The organism is Streptomyces sp. NPDC004658, from assembly GCF_040609555.1.
GTDB lineage: Bacteria > Actinomycetota > Actinomycetes > Streptomycetales > Streptomycetaceae > Streptomyces.
The window spans coordinates 1-13,776 of record NZ_JBEXKG010000091.1 but is presented as its reverse complement, the minus strand read 5'-3'; the positions used below and the strand labels follow the sequence as shown (position 1 = coordinate 13,776).

The window sequence follows — 13,776 nt, the reverse complement described above, 5'->3', positions numbered from 1 at the left end:
GTCCCTTCCACGGACGCCCGGGCCGGGGCGTCCGGCCTGATCATGCGCTGTTCCCGAGCATTCCCGACCTTCTCGGAGGCCTGATGCCGACCGGGTATCACAGCGGTCGGAAAGGGTCTTGGACGCCGGTGCGGCCGGGGACGCAGGCTGTTCACCGAAGCCACCGAGCGAACCGAGACAGGAGTCACCACCATGAAGGTTTTCCTCACCGGCGGGTCCGGATACATCGGCCGGGCAACGATCAGCGCCCTGGTGAAGCACGGGCACACCGTCCAGGCTCTGGCACGCAGCGAGTACTCCGCCGAGGCCGTCCGCTCCGTGGGGGCGACGCCGGTCCGGGGTGGTCTGGGCGACCTCGGCGTGCTGAACGCCGCCGCCGCCGACGCGGAGGCGGTCATCCACCTCGCGCAGGCCGAGACCGGTGAGGAGGACCTCGCCGCGGCCACCGCCATGCAGGACGGCATCGGCTCCGGTGCCTACGTCCACACCGGCGGTACCTGGGTGTACGGCGACACGAACGGCGTCGTGGACGAGACCGCACCGGAGAACCCGCCGGCGCTGGTCGCGTGGCGCAAGCCGGTCGAGGACGCGGTGCTGGCCCGCGCCGCGCAGGGCGGTCGTCCGGTGCTGGTGCAGCCGGGCCTGCTGTACGGCGGGGAGAACCGCCTGATCGACATCTTCTACACTCAGCCCGGCAAGGAAGCGGGCGCCATCCCCTACATCGGCGACGGCTCCGCGCACTGGGCTCTGGTGCACATCGACGACATCGCGGAGCTGTACGTGGCCGCCCTGAAGGCCAGGCCCGGTGCGGTGTACGTCGGTGTGGGCGGCGTCAACCCGACCGCCAAGGACGTCTCCCTGGCCGTCGCCGAGTCCGTCGGTCTGGAGGGCAAGGTCGTCTCCATCACGCTGGAGCGGGCGCAGCAGCAGATGGGGCCGATCGCGGACGCCTTCGCCCTGGACCAGCAGCTCACCCCGGCGCGTGCCGAGGCGGAGCTGGGCTGGAAGCCGAAGTTCACCGACCCGCTCGGCGTGATCGCCCGCGGCGAGTGATCGGGTGCCGGACACAGTGGTGGGCGGAGAACGCCCACCACTGTGTCCCGGGCAGTGGATATGACCCCCTCCTCGGCCGTCAGGCGGACAGCCGAGGCCAATCGTTCGCAGGGCGTTCCGGCGCGGCCGGCGGCCGTCCGTCCCCCAGAGAGTGAGTGGTGAGTACGGATGGATCTTGACCTGCGGAAGCTCAGGTATTTCACGGCAGTGGCCGAGGAACTCCACTTCGGACGCGCTGCCGAACGGCTGCACATCGCGCAGCCGGTGCTGTCCCGGCAGATCCGCAGTCTGGAGAACGACCTGGGTGCGGAGCTCTTCGACCGCGACCGGCGCGGCACGCTGCTGACCCGGGCCGGGGAGCAACTGCTGGAGGACGCCGTCCCACTGCTCGCCTCGGCCCAGGCGCTGCTCCGGCGGGTGAAGACGGCGGCGCAGGGAACGCCGACACTCACCATCGGCTTCATGCCCGGCATCACGCTCACCCCGGCCACGGCCCTCTTCACCACTCGCCACCCCGACGTGAACGTACGTCTGTTGCGGACCAGTTGGGACGACCAGGTGGAGGTGCTGCTGGACGGACGAGCCGACGTGAGCGTGGTGCGGCTGCCGATCGACGGGCACGGTCTCCAGGTGCGGTCGCTGTTCCAGGAGCCGCGGGTGGTGGTGCTGCCGGCCGGGCACCGGTTGGCGGACCGGGCGTCGGTGACCATCGCGGACCTGGCTTCGGAGCATCTGCTCCAGGATCCGGACGCGGTGCCGGAGTGGCGGGACGTCGCAGAGGAACTGCGCGGCAGGACGCGACCCGAGGTGCCGGTGATCCACCAGGTGGAGGAGAAGCTGGAACTGGTGGCGGCCGGGGCGGGGATCGCCGTGATCCCGTTGTCCACCGCGAACTTTTACACCCGGCCGGACGTGGTGCCGCTGCCGGTGGAGGACATCGGCCCCAACGAGGTGGCGCTCGCCTGGGTGGCGTCCCGGCGCTCGCCGATCCTGCACGACTTCGCCGAGGCGGCGGAGACGCTGGGGCAACAGTAGGTCAGCGGCGAGGAAGCGGCTTCGGTGAACCCGACACGCGCCCGGATTCGTGTAGGGGACGGGATCCGTGCGGTCGCTTTCCACCACGGCCGGTGGGCACTCCACCCTTCCGTCATTTGGAATTGCTTCCGCAAAGTAAATTCCCTCATATCCAGCCCTGCCGGGCCGCCTGCAGACCAAGCTGGAACCGGGTCTGCGCGCCGAGGAGTTCCTGGAGCCGGCTGATCCGTCGGGCGACCGTCCGCTCGCTCACCCCGAACTCGCGGGCGATCGCCTCGTCGGTGAGCCCGGCGGCCAGATAGGTGAGCAACTGCTTGCTCTCGCGCGAGGTGCCGTCATCGGCGGGCGAGGCGGCGGTGATCGGCACCGCCATCCGCCAGAACGCGTCGAAGAACCCCACCAGCCCGGTCAGGAAGGGCGAGTCGTGCACGACGACGGCCGCGACCCGGGGTCTGCCGTCGGCCGGCGAGCGCCGGGCGGCGACCAGCGCCCACCGGTCGTCCACGATGGTCAGGTTCATCGGCACGTGCGCGAACACCCGCGCCTTCTCCCCCGCCTCCACGCATCGCTGCACCATGTGCAGGGCGTTCAGGTCCTCAAGCACGTGGGCGCCATAGATGACCTCGTAGCGCACCCCACGGGCGAGGGCGTCGAAGAGGCCGTCGACGATCTGGTGGCCCTCGGTGGAGAGGTTGCCGAGCGTCATGGCACGCACCCGCTCGCGGGCGTCGCCCTGGATACCGTTGAGGACCATGCGGCCCGCCTCGTGCGAGGGCAGCAGTTCGAAGTCGATGCGGCGGCCGGAGCGGCGGGCCCACAACTGCGAGAGGATCTCGGCACTCTCCCGCGCCAGCGCCGCCTCCCGCGAGCGCCGTTCGGCCAGCGCTTCCAAGGCGAGTCGGGGCGGCACGGGCACGATCCCGTCGGCGCGCAGGCGCACCAGCCCCGCCGACTCCAGCTCCGCCAGCACCTGGTTCAGTCCCGCCTCGTCGAGCATGCGGCGTGAGCCCAGTTCGGCGGCCGGGCACTCGCCGGTCTCCATGAGGTCGAGGTAGGACAGCTCCGCCGCCTCGGACAGTCCGAGCGCGCGCAGCGGCTCCAGGGGCGTCATTTCCACTCCCGCTTCCGTGATCAGAGTGCCGGCAAGGGCATTTGCTGCTAGCTGGCACGCAAATCCCGGCAACCGTGGGCCTTTCCGTTTGGATGGGACAAGAATAATGCGAAATCGCTGACAAGTGGCTGTCCGGAGCGGCCTGTTGTCGGCCGTCCGCTGGCCCGGCTTCCGCTCACCAAGGAGAGCATCATGAAGACCCGCGCCGTCACCGCCACCGCTCGCCACCGGCGCCTCGGCCGCCACCATGCCGACCGTGACCTGCCCCTCCGCCTCGTGCAGGATCACGGCGGCCGACCTCGGCAACGCTCTCCGGGTCGCCACCGACAACGCCGGCCACATCTACCACACGTACTGCGACGGCAGAGTGGTGGAGGTGACCACGGCCACCGGGGCGGTGCGCACCGTCGCGCAGGGCTCGGCAACCCGCGGGGCATCGCCGCCGACGGCGCCGGCCACGTCTACACCGGCGACTTCGACGGCAACGTCAGCAAGGTGGCCCTCGCCACCGGCAAGGCCACCCGGATCGGCGCGGGCGTCGGCTCCGCCCAGGGCCTGGCCTACGCGCACGGCTCGGTCTACGTCGTCGGCGGCAGCGGCAAGTTCTTCGAGGTGCGCGAGGGACAGCCGGTCCGCACGGTGGCGAGCGGTCTCGGCCATTCGCAGAGCATCGTGCTGGACGGCAAGGGCTCGGCGTACATCGGGGACATGTTCTCCCGGCGCATCCTGCGCATCGGCCTCGCCTCCGGCACCGTCACCTGTGAGCGGGTGATCCACAGGGCGGTCCCGCTCCACGAGATGCGCACGCACACCTCCTGTGCGCGCGCTTTCCACACGCCTGGAGCCGCGGTCCACCCACCACCCACCTCCGACACGTGGTCCTACATAGAAGGACTTGTATTCCAATTTTCAGGACCCTATAGTGCGAGGACGGCCGGGTATGGGCCACATACCGGCTGCGGGACGACACCCCCGAGGAGCCGTGATGTCGCCTACTCGCATACGGACCCGTGCCTGGACGGTCGTGGCCCTCTGCACGCTCGTCGTGATCGTGGAGGGCTACGACCTGATCGTCTACGGCGCACTCCTGCCCGACCTGCTGAAGGAGCCGGGGTGGCACCTGAGCCGCGCCGACGCCGGGGTCATAGGCAGTTATGTGTACGCCGGCATGTTGTTCGGAGCGCTGGCCGGCGGCCGGCTGTGCGACCGCTTCGGCCGCCGGCCCTTCATCAACGCCTCGGTGGCCTGGTTCGCGGTGTGGACATTCGTCTGCGCCACCGCGCAGGCGCCCTGGGAGCTGAGCCTCTACCGCTTTCTCGCCGGTCTTGGCATGGGCGCGGTCATCCCGGCCGCGCTGGCGCTCGCCAAGGAGCACTCCAAGGCCGGCCGCACCGCTCTGGTCTCCAACGTCCTGATGGGCGGCGTGCCGCTAGGCGGCAGCGCGGCGGCGCTGATCGCCCAGTCCGTGCTGCCCATCCACGGCTGGCGGACCATGTTCGGCATAGGCGGCCTGTTCTCGGTCGCCGTCCTGGTGGGCTGCGTGGTGCTGCTGCCGGAGTCCCGGGAATTCATGAACCACACACAGACGGCCGCCGCCGCGGCACAGGACGTCCCCGCCGGCGGGACCCCGGACGAGCCGCGTCCGCGCGCCTCCGACCTGTTCCGGGGTTCCCTGCTGGCACTGACGCTGCTGTTCGCGCTGGCCACCTTCACCAACATGCTGACCTGGTACGGGATCAACACCTGGCTGACCTCGCTCATGCAGCAGTTGCACTACCCGCTGACCTCGGCGCTCCAGTTCTCCATGACGATGAACCTGGGGGCCGTCATCGGGTCCTTCCTCGCCGTGCTCGGCGCGGCCCGGTGGGGCACACGGGCCGTGTCGATGGCGTGTGCGCTGATGACGGCGGCCGGGATCGTCGGGCTGGCGATGCGGCCGGACAGCACCTCCGGGCTGATGGCGCTGGTGGTCGTGGTGGGCGTCGGCGGCCAGTCCAGTCTGACCATGCTTCTCGCCTCGGTCGCGGACGCGTATCCCGCCGAGCTGCGGGGATCCGCAATCGGCTGGTCCAATGGTCTGGGAAGGACAGGCGCCATCCTGGCCCCCTCGCTGGGCGGCTGGGTGCTGGCGACGGGACTGGGACCGGGCGCGGTGTTCGGCACCTTCGCCGCGACCTCGGCCTGCTCCGCAGTCGTGCTGTTCGCACTCGTCCTGCTCGGCCGGAGCCACCGCGGTGAGCGGCTGGCCCCCGCCGTGCCGGGCGCCCTCGCGGAGAAGGCAGGGACGCGCTCGTGACGACGTACACCGATCCGACCGACGACGTGGTCCGCGCGCACGCCGCGCTGGCGGCGGCCGGGCAGGGAGACATGGTCTGGGGCCATGTCTCGGTCCGGGACCCCGGGGGGCGGGGTGTGTGGATGAAGGCCTCGGGCTGGGGCTTCGAGGAGATCGACGCGAGCCGGGTCGTACTGGTCTCCCCCGACGGCGAGGTCCTCTCGGGCGCCGGGAAGCGGCACATCGAGTACCCGATCCACACCGGTGTCATGGAGGCGCGGCCGGACGTCACGTGCGTGGTGCACACGCACGCCCCGGCAGTCAACGCCTTCGCGGCGCTCGACGTCCCGCTGCGGCCCCTCAGCCACGACGGGGTACTGTTCGCGGACCCCGACGTGCCCCGCTTCACACTCACCGGCGGCCTGATCTCCGACCGGGAGCTGGGGACGGCGCTGGCCGGGACGCTCGGCGACGCTCCGGGCTGTCTGCTGCCGCACCACGGGCTGGTGACGGCGGGCCGCGACGTGGCGCACGCCGTGATGTACGCCGTCCTGCTGGAGCGGGCCTGCCGCGACCAGCTCACCGCACTGGCCGCCGGTCCGCTCGCCACCTGGTCCGACCCGGCGGAGGCCGCCGAGAAGCGCGCCGCCTGCTGGCCGCCGAGCCAGATCGAGGCCGGCTGGCTCTATCTGCTGCGGCAGGCGTTCCCCGAGGGATCGCCGTTGCGCGAACCGTTCTGACCGGCCGAGCCCGCCGGCCCCCGGACCACTCGACCCGCACCCCTTGCCGGAGGAATCACCCACATGTCCCAGACCCCCCGATACGATGCCCTGGACGTCACCGACGCCGACAGCTTGACCGCCGGGACGCGCAAGCGCACCTGGTCCCTGCTGGTCGGGGGCCGACCAGCCGCCCCGCTTTCGGGCGCCCGATACACCGACACCTCCCCCGTGACCGGCGAGGTGATCGCGGAGGTGCCCGACGCCGGTCCCGAGGACGTGGACGCGGCCGTCGTCGCCGCCGCCCGCGCGTTCCCCGCCTGGTCCGCGACCCCGATCGCGGAGCGCGTCGCGGCCGTCCGGAAGATCGCCGCCCGGTTGCGCGAGCACGCGGCGGAACTGGGCGCTCTGGACACCCTGGACGGCGGCAACATCCGCCGGCTCGCGGAGGCCGACGTACACTCCGGCGCGGCCATGCTGGAGTTCTTCGCGGACTCCGCGCACGCTCTGAAGGGCGAGACCGTGCCGCTGGACTCCGGCGCGCTGCACTACACCGTGCAGCAGCCGATCGGCGTGGTCGCGCGAATCGTCCCGTACAACCACCCCACGATGTTCGCCGCCGGGAAGATCGCCGCTCCGCTGATCGCCGGCAACTGTGTCGTCCTCAAGCCGCCGCATCAGACGCCGCTGTCGGCGCTGCGCATCGGTGAACTGGTCGCGGACCTGCTGCCGGGGGGCGTGCTGTCGATCCTCACCGGGCAGGGTCCCGCCACCGGGGAGGCCATCGTGCGCCACCCCGGCATCCGCCGGATCGCCTTCATCGGCAGCGCGGCGACGGGGCTGCGCATCCAGCAGTCGGCGGCGCAGAGCGCGGTGAAGGACGTGACGCTGGAACTGGGCGGCAAGAACGCGATGGTGGCGTTCCCGGACGCCAACCCGCTCAAGGTGGCAGCTGCCGTGGTGCGGGGCATGAACTTCTCCTGGGCAGGCCAGTCCTGTGGCTCCACGACGCGGCTCCTGGTGCACGAGGACATCGCGGAGGCGACCGTCGCCGAAGTGGTCCGCCTGGTGAGCGAGCTGCGGATAGGCGACCCGTTCGACGAGGGGACCGACGTCGGCACGGTCGTCTCGCCGGAGCAGTTCGCCAAGGTGACCGGCTATCTGGACATCGCGCGCGCCGAGGGTGCGACGGTCGTCGCCGGTGGCACTCCGGTGACGCCGCCCGGTCTGGACCGCGCGCTGATGGTCGCGCCGACCGTGCTCACCGGGGTGACCCCGGACATGCGGATCGCGCGGGAGGAGGTGTTCGGCCCGGTCCTGTCGGTGCTGACGTTCCGCGACGAGGCGGAGGCGGTGACCGTCGCCAACTCGGTGGAGTACGGTCTGACGGGCTCGGTCTTCACCAACGACGTGCGGCGCGCGCACCGCGTCGCCGCCGCCCTCCAGGCCGGGTACGTGTGGATCAACAACTCCTCACGCCACTACGTGGGCACCCCGTTCGGCGGTCTGAAGTCCTCGGGCCTGGGACGCGAGGAGTGCGTCGAGGAACTCCTGAGCTTCACGGAGACGAAGGCCGTTCACCTCGACTTCGAGTGAATCCCGCCTTTTGACGCCCCGTCGGGTCGGACCTGCGCACCACCCGCCGGGGCGTCTCGGCGTCGCCGACGCCCGCGTTCCGCGGCACGGCGAGCATCCGCCGGGCCTCCGTGCCTGCCGCCCCCGCCGGACGCCGACGCTGCCGGCGGGCTGGCCGACGTCCGGCGGGGGGCGGGGCACTTTCGGCGGCTCACGGAGAGCTTTGATGATGGCTGATGAGCACCCTCAGAAGTCCTGACAGGTATATTTTTTCGCATCTCAGGACCAAAGACCAAGCCGTCGTCCTACCGGGAGCGGAACTCCACGGCTGACCGCGCCCGGGATCGAAGTGGCGAGCGGACTGGGCGTCGCGAAGTCCACCGCGTACCGCTACCTCCAGAGCCTGGTGACCAACCGCTTCCTGGAGGAGGCCCCCGTCGGCGGCTTCCGGCTCGGCCTTCGCGTGCTGGAGCCGGCGAGAGTCGCCCGCCGCAGCTACGGCCTGTCCGAGGTGGCCCTGCCCACGCTGAACGCGCTCGCCGGGACCGTGCACGAGACCGTGCTGCTCACCCGCCGGGTGGGTGACCTCGTCGTCTGCCTGGACCGTGCCGAGTCCCAGAGGCACCGGGTGCGCATCTCCTACGAGCGCGGTACGACGCTCCCCATCAACGCGGGCGCCTCCGCGCTTGTCCTGTTGGCCTGGAGCCCGCCGCAGGAGGCGGAGTCGCTGCTGCGTGGTACCGAGCTGCGCACGTTCACCCCGCAGACCCTGACGGATCTTCGGCGAGGCGGAGTCGGTGGTGGCGGCGGTCAGCGTCGCCGCCGTCGCCTCCCGTACCTCACAGGCCGCGGAGGAGACCATCGTCCGCAAGGTCCGCGAGGCCGCCGCCGGGATCAGCCGGCTGGTGACCGTGGTGCGGTCCTGACCCCTGCATGGCGAGGAGAAAGGGACCGGCCCCCCGGGGCCGGTCCCTCCATCGGTTCGCTCGCACAGCATGCGGCCCCGCTCAGCCCACCAGCGGCAGCGCCTCCCCCTCCGTGCGCAGGGCGAGCTTCTTGGCGAGGTCGGGCACCGCGCCCGGCTCCCAACTGGCCGCCACGAAACGGTCCGGCCGCAACAGCACGTACCGGCCCCGGTACGGCGCCATCTCCGCCTCCAGTCCCCCGTCCACGTCGATCAGGACGTGGGGAACGCCCGGCGAGCACGGCAGTCGTTCGCCCACGGCGACGTGCGCGACGGTCGGGTCGAGAGGCCGAAGCGCCGCACGCAGGGCGCCGTAGGCGTCCTCGGGGACGCCGACGCCGAGCAGCGCCCAGCCGTTGCCCGTGACCTCGTCGAGCAGCCGGACCTGCCCGTGCTCCACGTCGAAGACGCGTGGCTGGCCGACGACGACACCGGTGGGCGTGTCGTCGGCGTCGCCAGCGTCCACCAGGCCGTCGGTGTAGCGCTGGGGCGGGCGGTAACGCATGTGCTCCAAGTAGGCACGGCCGTCCGGAGTGGCGATGAGGTTGCGGACGTGCGCGTCGCGGCGGCGCGCGAACCGGGCGTCGGTGGTCATCACGATCCGGCCCAGCCGGGCCGACAGGGCGACGGTCGCCTCGGCGTGCGGCCTGCGCTCGGTCTCGTACGTGTCCAGCGCCTCGTCGGTGAGCCGGCCGCCGAGCACGTCCGCGACCTTCCAGCACAGGTTCGCGGCGTCGCGGACACCGGAGTTGAGGCCCTGTCCGGCGAACGGCGGCATCATGTGGGCCGCGTCCCCGAGCAGAAAGCAGCGGCCCACCCGCCAGCGGTCGGCGACGACCGCGTTGAACCTGTACGTCACCGCACGCTGGATCTGCTCCGGGGTGAGCGGGCGGAAGGGTTCCAGCAGCCGCCGTACCAGCTCGAAGGGCGGGGGGTCGCCGGCCTCGCACTCGCCGGGGTGCAGGTAGAACTCGTAACGGCAGCGGCCGTCCCGGCCGGGGACGATGACGTGCGGGCGGCCCGGATCGCCGTGGTGCATGCCGTAGCGCTCGGTGTGCGGGTCCTCCAGCACGTCCGCGACCAACCAGACGTCCTCGAAGCTGCGGCCGGTCATGCCCACCTCCAGACATTCGCGGACCTTGGACCGGCCGCCGTCGCAGCCAAGGACGTACGCCGCCTTCACGGTGACCGGGCCGTCGACGGAGCGGCAGGTCAGCTCGACGCCGTTGGCGTCCTGCGCGAGCGCGGTGAGTTCGGTGCCCATCAGAACGTGGGCGCGCGGGTGCTCGCGCAGGTGGTCGAGGAGTTCGCGCTCCAGATCGGGCTGCGCGAACGGATTCTTGAACGGGTGCCCGAACCGGTACGGCACCTCGGCACGGGCCTGGAAGACGGGCTCGCCGTCGGCCCCGAAGTATGTGGTCCCGGTGCCGGGCAGGATGATGCGCGTCACGCGCTCGGCGAGACCAGCGGCCTGGTACACGCGCAGCGCCTCGTCGTCGATACTGATGGCCTTGGGGGCGTCGCTGGTGGTGGCGTTGCGTTCCACCACCACGACGCCCAGACCGTGGGCGGCGAGCAGCGCGGCGGCCGTCATGCCGACGGGGCCGGCACCGACCACCGCCACGTCCGCCTCCAGCGTGACCTCTGCTGTGTCGTCCAACTCGTGGCCGCTCACGGTGCCTCCTGGGTCAAGTGTGGATCGGCTCGGTTACTGGACGGGCTGGTAAGCCGGGCCACCGTCGGAGAGCAGGCGCTCCGCCTCGGCCTCGATGTCCTCCAGCGGCTGGTCGAGGTTGAGGGTCTTGCGGAAGGGCTGGCGTACGTCGCGATCGACACGGACGTAGACCTCGTTGCGGTTGCCCTCGGGGTCGAAGAAGTAGATGCCGTAGGCATTGCCGTGGGTCACTTCCTGCTGGACCTCGATACCCTCGCCCCGGAAGCGCTTGTGGAACTCGACCAGGGTCTCCAGGGAGTCGATGCGCCAGGAGATCTGGTGGGTGAGCTTCGCGCCCGGCGCGGCAGTGCGCCCGCGCTGGATGACGAACTCGTGGTGCTCCTCCTCGGGGCGAGAGCTGAAGAAGACGATCTCGCGCTCCGCGTCCTCGTCGGTGACCGTGAGTCCGAGGACGCGGCTGTAGAAGTCGCGCATGACCTCCAGGTTCTCCACCCAGAGTCCGGTGTGTCCGAGTTCGACGACTGCCATGACGTTCTCGCTTTCCTTGCCGCGCGGGAGAGTTGGCCCCGCTCCGGCGCCGGGGCGCCGTTCTTCTTCTTTCGGGTGTGGGGTGCGGCCAGGGCCGCTCAGACCTGCTCGGCTGCGATGGTGTTCTCCAGCGTGCCGAGGCCGTCGATGACCACGGAGACCTTGTCACCGGGGGTCAGGAACACCTGCGGGTCGCGGCGGAAGCCGACGCCGCCGGGCGTGCCGGTGAGGATCACGTCGCCGGGCGTCAGGGTGGTGAACTCCGAGACGGTGGCGACCAGGGTCGGGATGTCGAAGATCAGCTTGGAGGTGTCGGAGGACTGCAGTACCTCGCCATTGAGGGTGAGGCTGATGCCGAGCGCGCCGATGCGGTCACCGATCTCGTCGTGAGTGACCAGCGCCGGACCGATCGGCGTCGAGGCGTCCCACGCCTTGCCCTGCAGCCACTGGTGCGTCTTGTACTGGTAGTCGCGCATCGTCACGTCGTTGGCGACGGCGTATCCGGCGACCACTTCGAACGCGCGGTCCCTGGGAACGCGCCGGGCGGTGGCACCTATGATCACGGCCAGTTCCGCCTCGTAGTCCACCTGCTGCGACTCCGGCGGGAGCGCGATGTCGTCACCGTGCGCGATCAGGCTGGACGGGAACTTGGTGAACAGCACGGGATAGGTGGGCAGTTCGCGGCGGGTCTCGTCCACGTGGGTGAGGTAGTTCAACCCGACACAGACGATCTTCTCGGGATTCGGCACGACCGGGAGCAGCCTGGCCTCGGCCAGCGGAATCCGCTCGTCCGCCAGTAGCCGGGGCGCGCGCAGCACCTCCAGCGGGGTCTGCCGGCCGAGCTCGGTCACTCCGTCCAGCGGCACGGCCCAGCCGTCCTGCACGACTGCCGCACGCCGTACACCGGCGTGCTCCAGGGAAACGAATCGCATTGGTCCACCTCGTCCCGGCTTCCGACGGCATCCCAGCCCTGCCGACCATGGACATCACGCTAACATGAGTCCTGAAAACAAGGAAGAACATCCTGAAAAACAGGACTAGCGATGTCTCGCCCGCCGACCGGGCGCCCGCCTCCCCGGCGACGTTCGCGGTGGAAGAAATATCGGCCCGCTCACCTAGCGGTGGATGTCCAAGGACGGCTCGGTCGTGGAAGGGTCCCGCAGCGGGACGCCGGCCAACGGGATTCGGCCTGGAGCGGGGCGACAGCGGGACGCGGTCGCGAGTGAGGCCGTCACCGCGCCGCGGGTCCGACGCGTGTTGTATCGATCGGAGCCGGTCGCAGACCCCGGCGGCGCCGAACGGCATGCGGCATCGCGGGTTCTGGGCTCTTCGGCGATGGATGAGGATGAGGTGGGTCAGGTTCGGGCGGCGGGAGCGGGGACACGACCCAACGCGGGGCCGCGTCCGACCGTCGACAAGGTGGCCCTGCGGGCCGACGGCATCGTCGCACCCCGGCCCAGTACGGCCCGAAGCCTCACATACCCGCACCCCCCTCCCTGCAAAGAAGCTGAAGGACATGCGCCGGACCGGTCTCCCGCAGGCTCGTCGCCCGCGCCTCGGGAAACGCCCCCGCCGCCAGCCGACTGAGCGCGTCTCCGGGACACATCTGCACGAACAACCGAGCCCCCCGCTCATACAGCACGCTCATCGCATCATGCCAGCGCACCGCACATGCCACCGAGCGCACGAGATCCTCCCGCACCGCCTCCCCGGTCCGCAGCGTCCGCCCCGTACTGTTCGATGCGTAGGGAGCGACGGGCCGACCGAACGCCGCACCGGACAGGACGTCCGCGAGCCGTTCCTGCGGCCCCCTCATCAGCGGACAGTGCGCAGGCACGTTCACCCGCAACCGCTCCGCCTTCGTCGCCCCGGCCGGCCCCGCCAGCTCCAGCACCCGGTCGACGGCCGCGTTCGCCCCGGACACCGCGATCTGCCGGGGCGCGTTGACGTTCGTGGTGTACACGGGCTCCCCGGGCCGTACGGCCCGCTCGACCAGGCCCGCCACCGCCCGCTCGTCCAGCCCGAGGACGACCCCCATTCCGTACCCGCTCGGATACGCGTCCTCCATCGCCCGCCCCCGCACCCGTACGGCGTCCAGCGCGTCGCCGAGACTCAGCGCACCGCATGCAACGGCGGCACCGAACGCGCCGATGGAGTGCCCGGCGACGAAGTCGGGCCGCCCACCGAGGGCGTCCACGACCCGCCAGGAGGCGACGGCGGCGGTGAACAGCGCGACCTGCACGGAAGCGTTCGACCGCAGCGCCTCCTCGCTGTCGAGATCCCGCACATCATGGCCGAGCCGCCCCGAGACCTCCTCCACCACCTGTGCCGCCGCGGGGTGCCGAGGCAGCTCCCGCAACATGCCGGGGTACTGCCCGCCCTGCCCCGGAAAGAGAAAGACGGTGCTCATCGCGCCTCCCACGGGTCCGCGACCAGGAACGGTCCCTCGTCCGTGCGCAACAGCACCTCCGGACCGCCTCGCGCGTACTCGGCCGCGGCGAACCCTCCTCGAGGGCACTGGAGTTGGACATCCACCCGGACCGGCAGCTCGGTGAGCGTCGCGAGCAGGCGAGCCACCTCGGGAGCGGGCACAGGCTCGGGAGCCCGGATCACGAGGTCCAGGTCACTGTCCGCGCGAACGGCCGGATGACCGGTGGCGAGTTCGAAGCCCGCGCTGCCGCCGGGCCCCCAGGCGGCGGCCCAGGTCGGCAGGGGCAGCCCGGCCAGCAGCATCAGGGCCCGGAAGACCGGCAGGTCGCGCGGGGCCAGCCGCCCGGTCAGCTCCTCCGGCCGCACCCGCGCGGTCACCGCCTCGTGTGGCACGAACGCGGCCCAGCGCCG

The 13,776-nt window shown here is 71.2% G+C and carries 12 protein-coding genes and 1 pseudogene; 6 read left to right on the top strand and 7 right to left on the bottom strand.

The features are described 5' to 3' along the window. The first annotated feature begins 192 nt into the window (after positions 1-192). Complete coding sequence (locus tag ABZV94_RS26510) at positions 193-1,053, top strand: NAD-dependent epimerase/dehydratase family protein (protein ID WP_356344437.1); 861 nt, start codon at positions 193-195, stop codon at positions 1,051-1,053. Positions 1,054-1,221: 168 nt separating this feature from the next. Continuing rightward, a complete protein-coding gene (locus tag ABZV94_RS26505) occupies positions 1,222-2,088 on the top strand; it encodes a LysR substrate-binding domain-containing protein (protein WP_356344435.1) in 867 nt (288 codons plus the stop codon). 145 nt (positions 2,089-2,233) lie between these two features. On the opposite strand, the gene ABZV94_RS26500 is transcribed toward ABZV94_RS26505, so the two are convergent. Together ABZV94_RS26500 and ABZV94_RS26495 are read right to left on the bottom strand one after the other, a co-directional pair. Further along, complete coding sequence (locus tag ABZV94_RS26500) at positions 2,234-3,199, bottom strand: LuxR C-terminal-related transcriptional regulator (RefSeq protein WP_356344433.1); 966 nt, start codon at positions 3,197-3,199, stop codon at positions 2,234-2,236. A gap of 342 nt (positions 3,200-3,541) precedes the next feature. Then, entirely contained in the window at positions 3,542-3,859 is a 318-nt protein-coding gene (locus ABZV94_RS26495) for a hypothetical protein (RefSeq protein ID WP_356344432.1), read from the bottom strand. A gap of 325 nt (positions 3,860-4,184) precedes the next feature. Here ABZV94_RS26495 and ABZV94_RS26490 point away from each other — a divergent pair, with 325 nt between their 5' ends. The 4 genes and pseudogenes from ABZV94_RS26490 to ABZV94_RS26475 all read left to right on the top strand — a co-directional run bounded on the left by ABZV94_RS26490 (position 4,185) and on the right by ABZV94_RS26475 (position 8,694). After that, positions 4,185-5,495, top strand: a complete 1,311-nt coding sequence (locus ABZV94_RS26490) for an MFS transporter (protein ID WP_356344430.1) — start codon at positions 4,185-4,187, stop codon at positions 5,493-5,495. Continuing rightward, on the top strand, positions 5,492-6,214 hold the full coding sequence (locus tag ABZV94_RS26485; protein ID WP_356344428.1) for a class II aldolase/adducin family protein: 723 nt from the start codon (positions 5,492-5,494) through the stop codon (positions 6,212-6,214). Before ABZV94_RS26490 ends, ABZV94_RS26485 begins: the two co-directional genes overlap by 4 nt. Before the next feature lie 63 nt (positions 6,215-6,277). After that, on the top strand, positions 6,278-7,789 hold the full coding sequence (locus tag ABZV94_RS26480; RefSeq protein WP_356344426.1) for an aldehyde dehydrogenase family protein: 1,512 nt from the start codon (positions 6,278-6,280) through the stop codon (positions 7,787-7,789). A 328-nt stretch (positions 7,790-8,117) separates the two neighbouring features. Continuing rightward, positions 8,118-8,694, top strand: a pseudogene (locus tag ABZV94_RS26475) (IclR family transcriptional regulator C-terminal domain-containing protein). Positions 8,695-8,775: 81 nt separating this feature from the next. On the opposite strand, the gene ABZV94_RS26470 reads toward ABZV94_RS26475, so the two are convergent. The 5 genes from ABZV94_RS26470 to ABZV94_RS26450 all read right to left on the bottom strand — a co-directional run. Further along, positions 8,776-10,407 carry a bifunctional 3-(3-hydroxy-phenyl)propionate/3-hydroxycinnamic acid hydroxylase gene (locus tag ABZV94_RS26470; RefSeq protein ID WP_356344425.1) on the bottom strand — a complete coding sequence of 544 codons (1,632 nt, stop codon included), beginning with the start codon at positions 10,405-10,407 and terminating at the stop codon, positions 8,776-8,778. A gap of 33 nt (positions 10,408-10,440) precedes the next feature. Then, positions 10,441-10,935 (bottom strand): VOC family protein, encoded by a 495-nt coding sequence (locus tag ABZV94_RS26465; protein WP_356344422.1) that lies wholly within the window; start codon positions 10,933-10,935, stop codon positions 10,441-10,443. 98 nt (positions 10,936-11,033) lie between these two features. After that, positions 11,034-11,867: a fumarylacetoacetate hydrolase family protein gene (locus tag ABZV94_RS26460; protein WP_356344420.1), complete on the bottom strand. Its 834-nt coding sequence runs from the start codon at positions 11,865-11,867 to the stop codon at positions 11,034-11,036. Between the two features lie 542 nt (positions 11,868-12,409). After that, positions 12,410-13,345, bottom strand: a complete 936-nt coding sequence (locus ABZV94_RS26455) for a malonate decarboxylase subunit epsilon (protein WP_356344417.1) — start codon at positions 13,343-13,345, stop codon at positions 12,410-12,412. After that, positions 13,342-13,776: malonate decarboxylase holo-ACP synthase (locus ABZV94_RS26450; RefSeq protein ID WP_356344415.1), on the bottom strand; the 435-nt coding region annotated here is incomplete at its 5' end. The genes ABZV94_RS26450 and ABZV94_RS26455, both read right to left, overlap by 4 nt.

Bases quoted from the DNA above. Each gene is read 5' to 3' on its own strand.
- ABZV94_RS26510 (WP_356344437.1), top strand. From the start codon at position 193: ATGAAGGTTTTCCTCACCGGCGGGTCCGGATACATCGGCCGGGCAACG.
- ABZV94_RS26505 (WP_356344435.1), top strand. From the start codon at position 1,222: ATGGATCTTGACCTGCGGAAGCTCAGGTATTTCACGGCAGTGGCCGAG.
- ABZV94_RS26500 (WP_356344433.1), bottom strand. From the start codon at position 3,199: ATGACGCCCCTGGAGCCGCTGCGCGCGCTCGGACTGTCCGAGGCGGCG.
- ABZV94_RS26495 (WP_356344432.1), bottom strand. From the start codon at position 3,859: ATGGCCGAGACCGCTCGCCACCGTGCGGACCGGCTGTCCCTCGCGCAC.
- ABZV94_RS26490 (WP_356344430.1), top strand. From the start codon at position 4,185: ATGTCGCCTACTCGCATACGGACCCGTGCCTGGACGGTCGTGGCCCTC.
- ABZV94_RS26480 (WP_356344426.1), top strand. From the start codon at position 6,278: ATGTCCCAGACCCCCCGATACGATGCCCTGGACGTCACCGACGCCGAC.
- ABZV94_RS26465 (WP_356344422.1), bottom strand. From the start codon at position 10,935: ATGGCAGTCGTCGAACTCGGACACACCGGACTCTGGGTGGAGAACCTG.
- ABZV94_RS26460 (WP_356344420.1), bottom strand. From the start codon at position 11,867: ATGCGATTCGTTTCCCTGGAGCACGCCGGTGTACGGCGTGCGGCAGTC.
- ABZV94_RS26455 (WP_356344417.1), bottom strand. From the start codon at position 13,345: ATGAGCACCGTCTTTCTCTTTCCGGGGCAGGGCGGGCAGTACCCCGGC.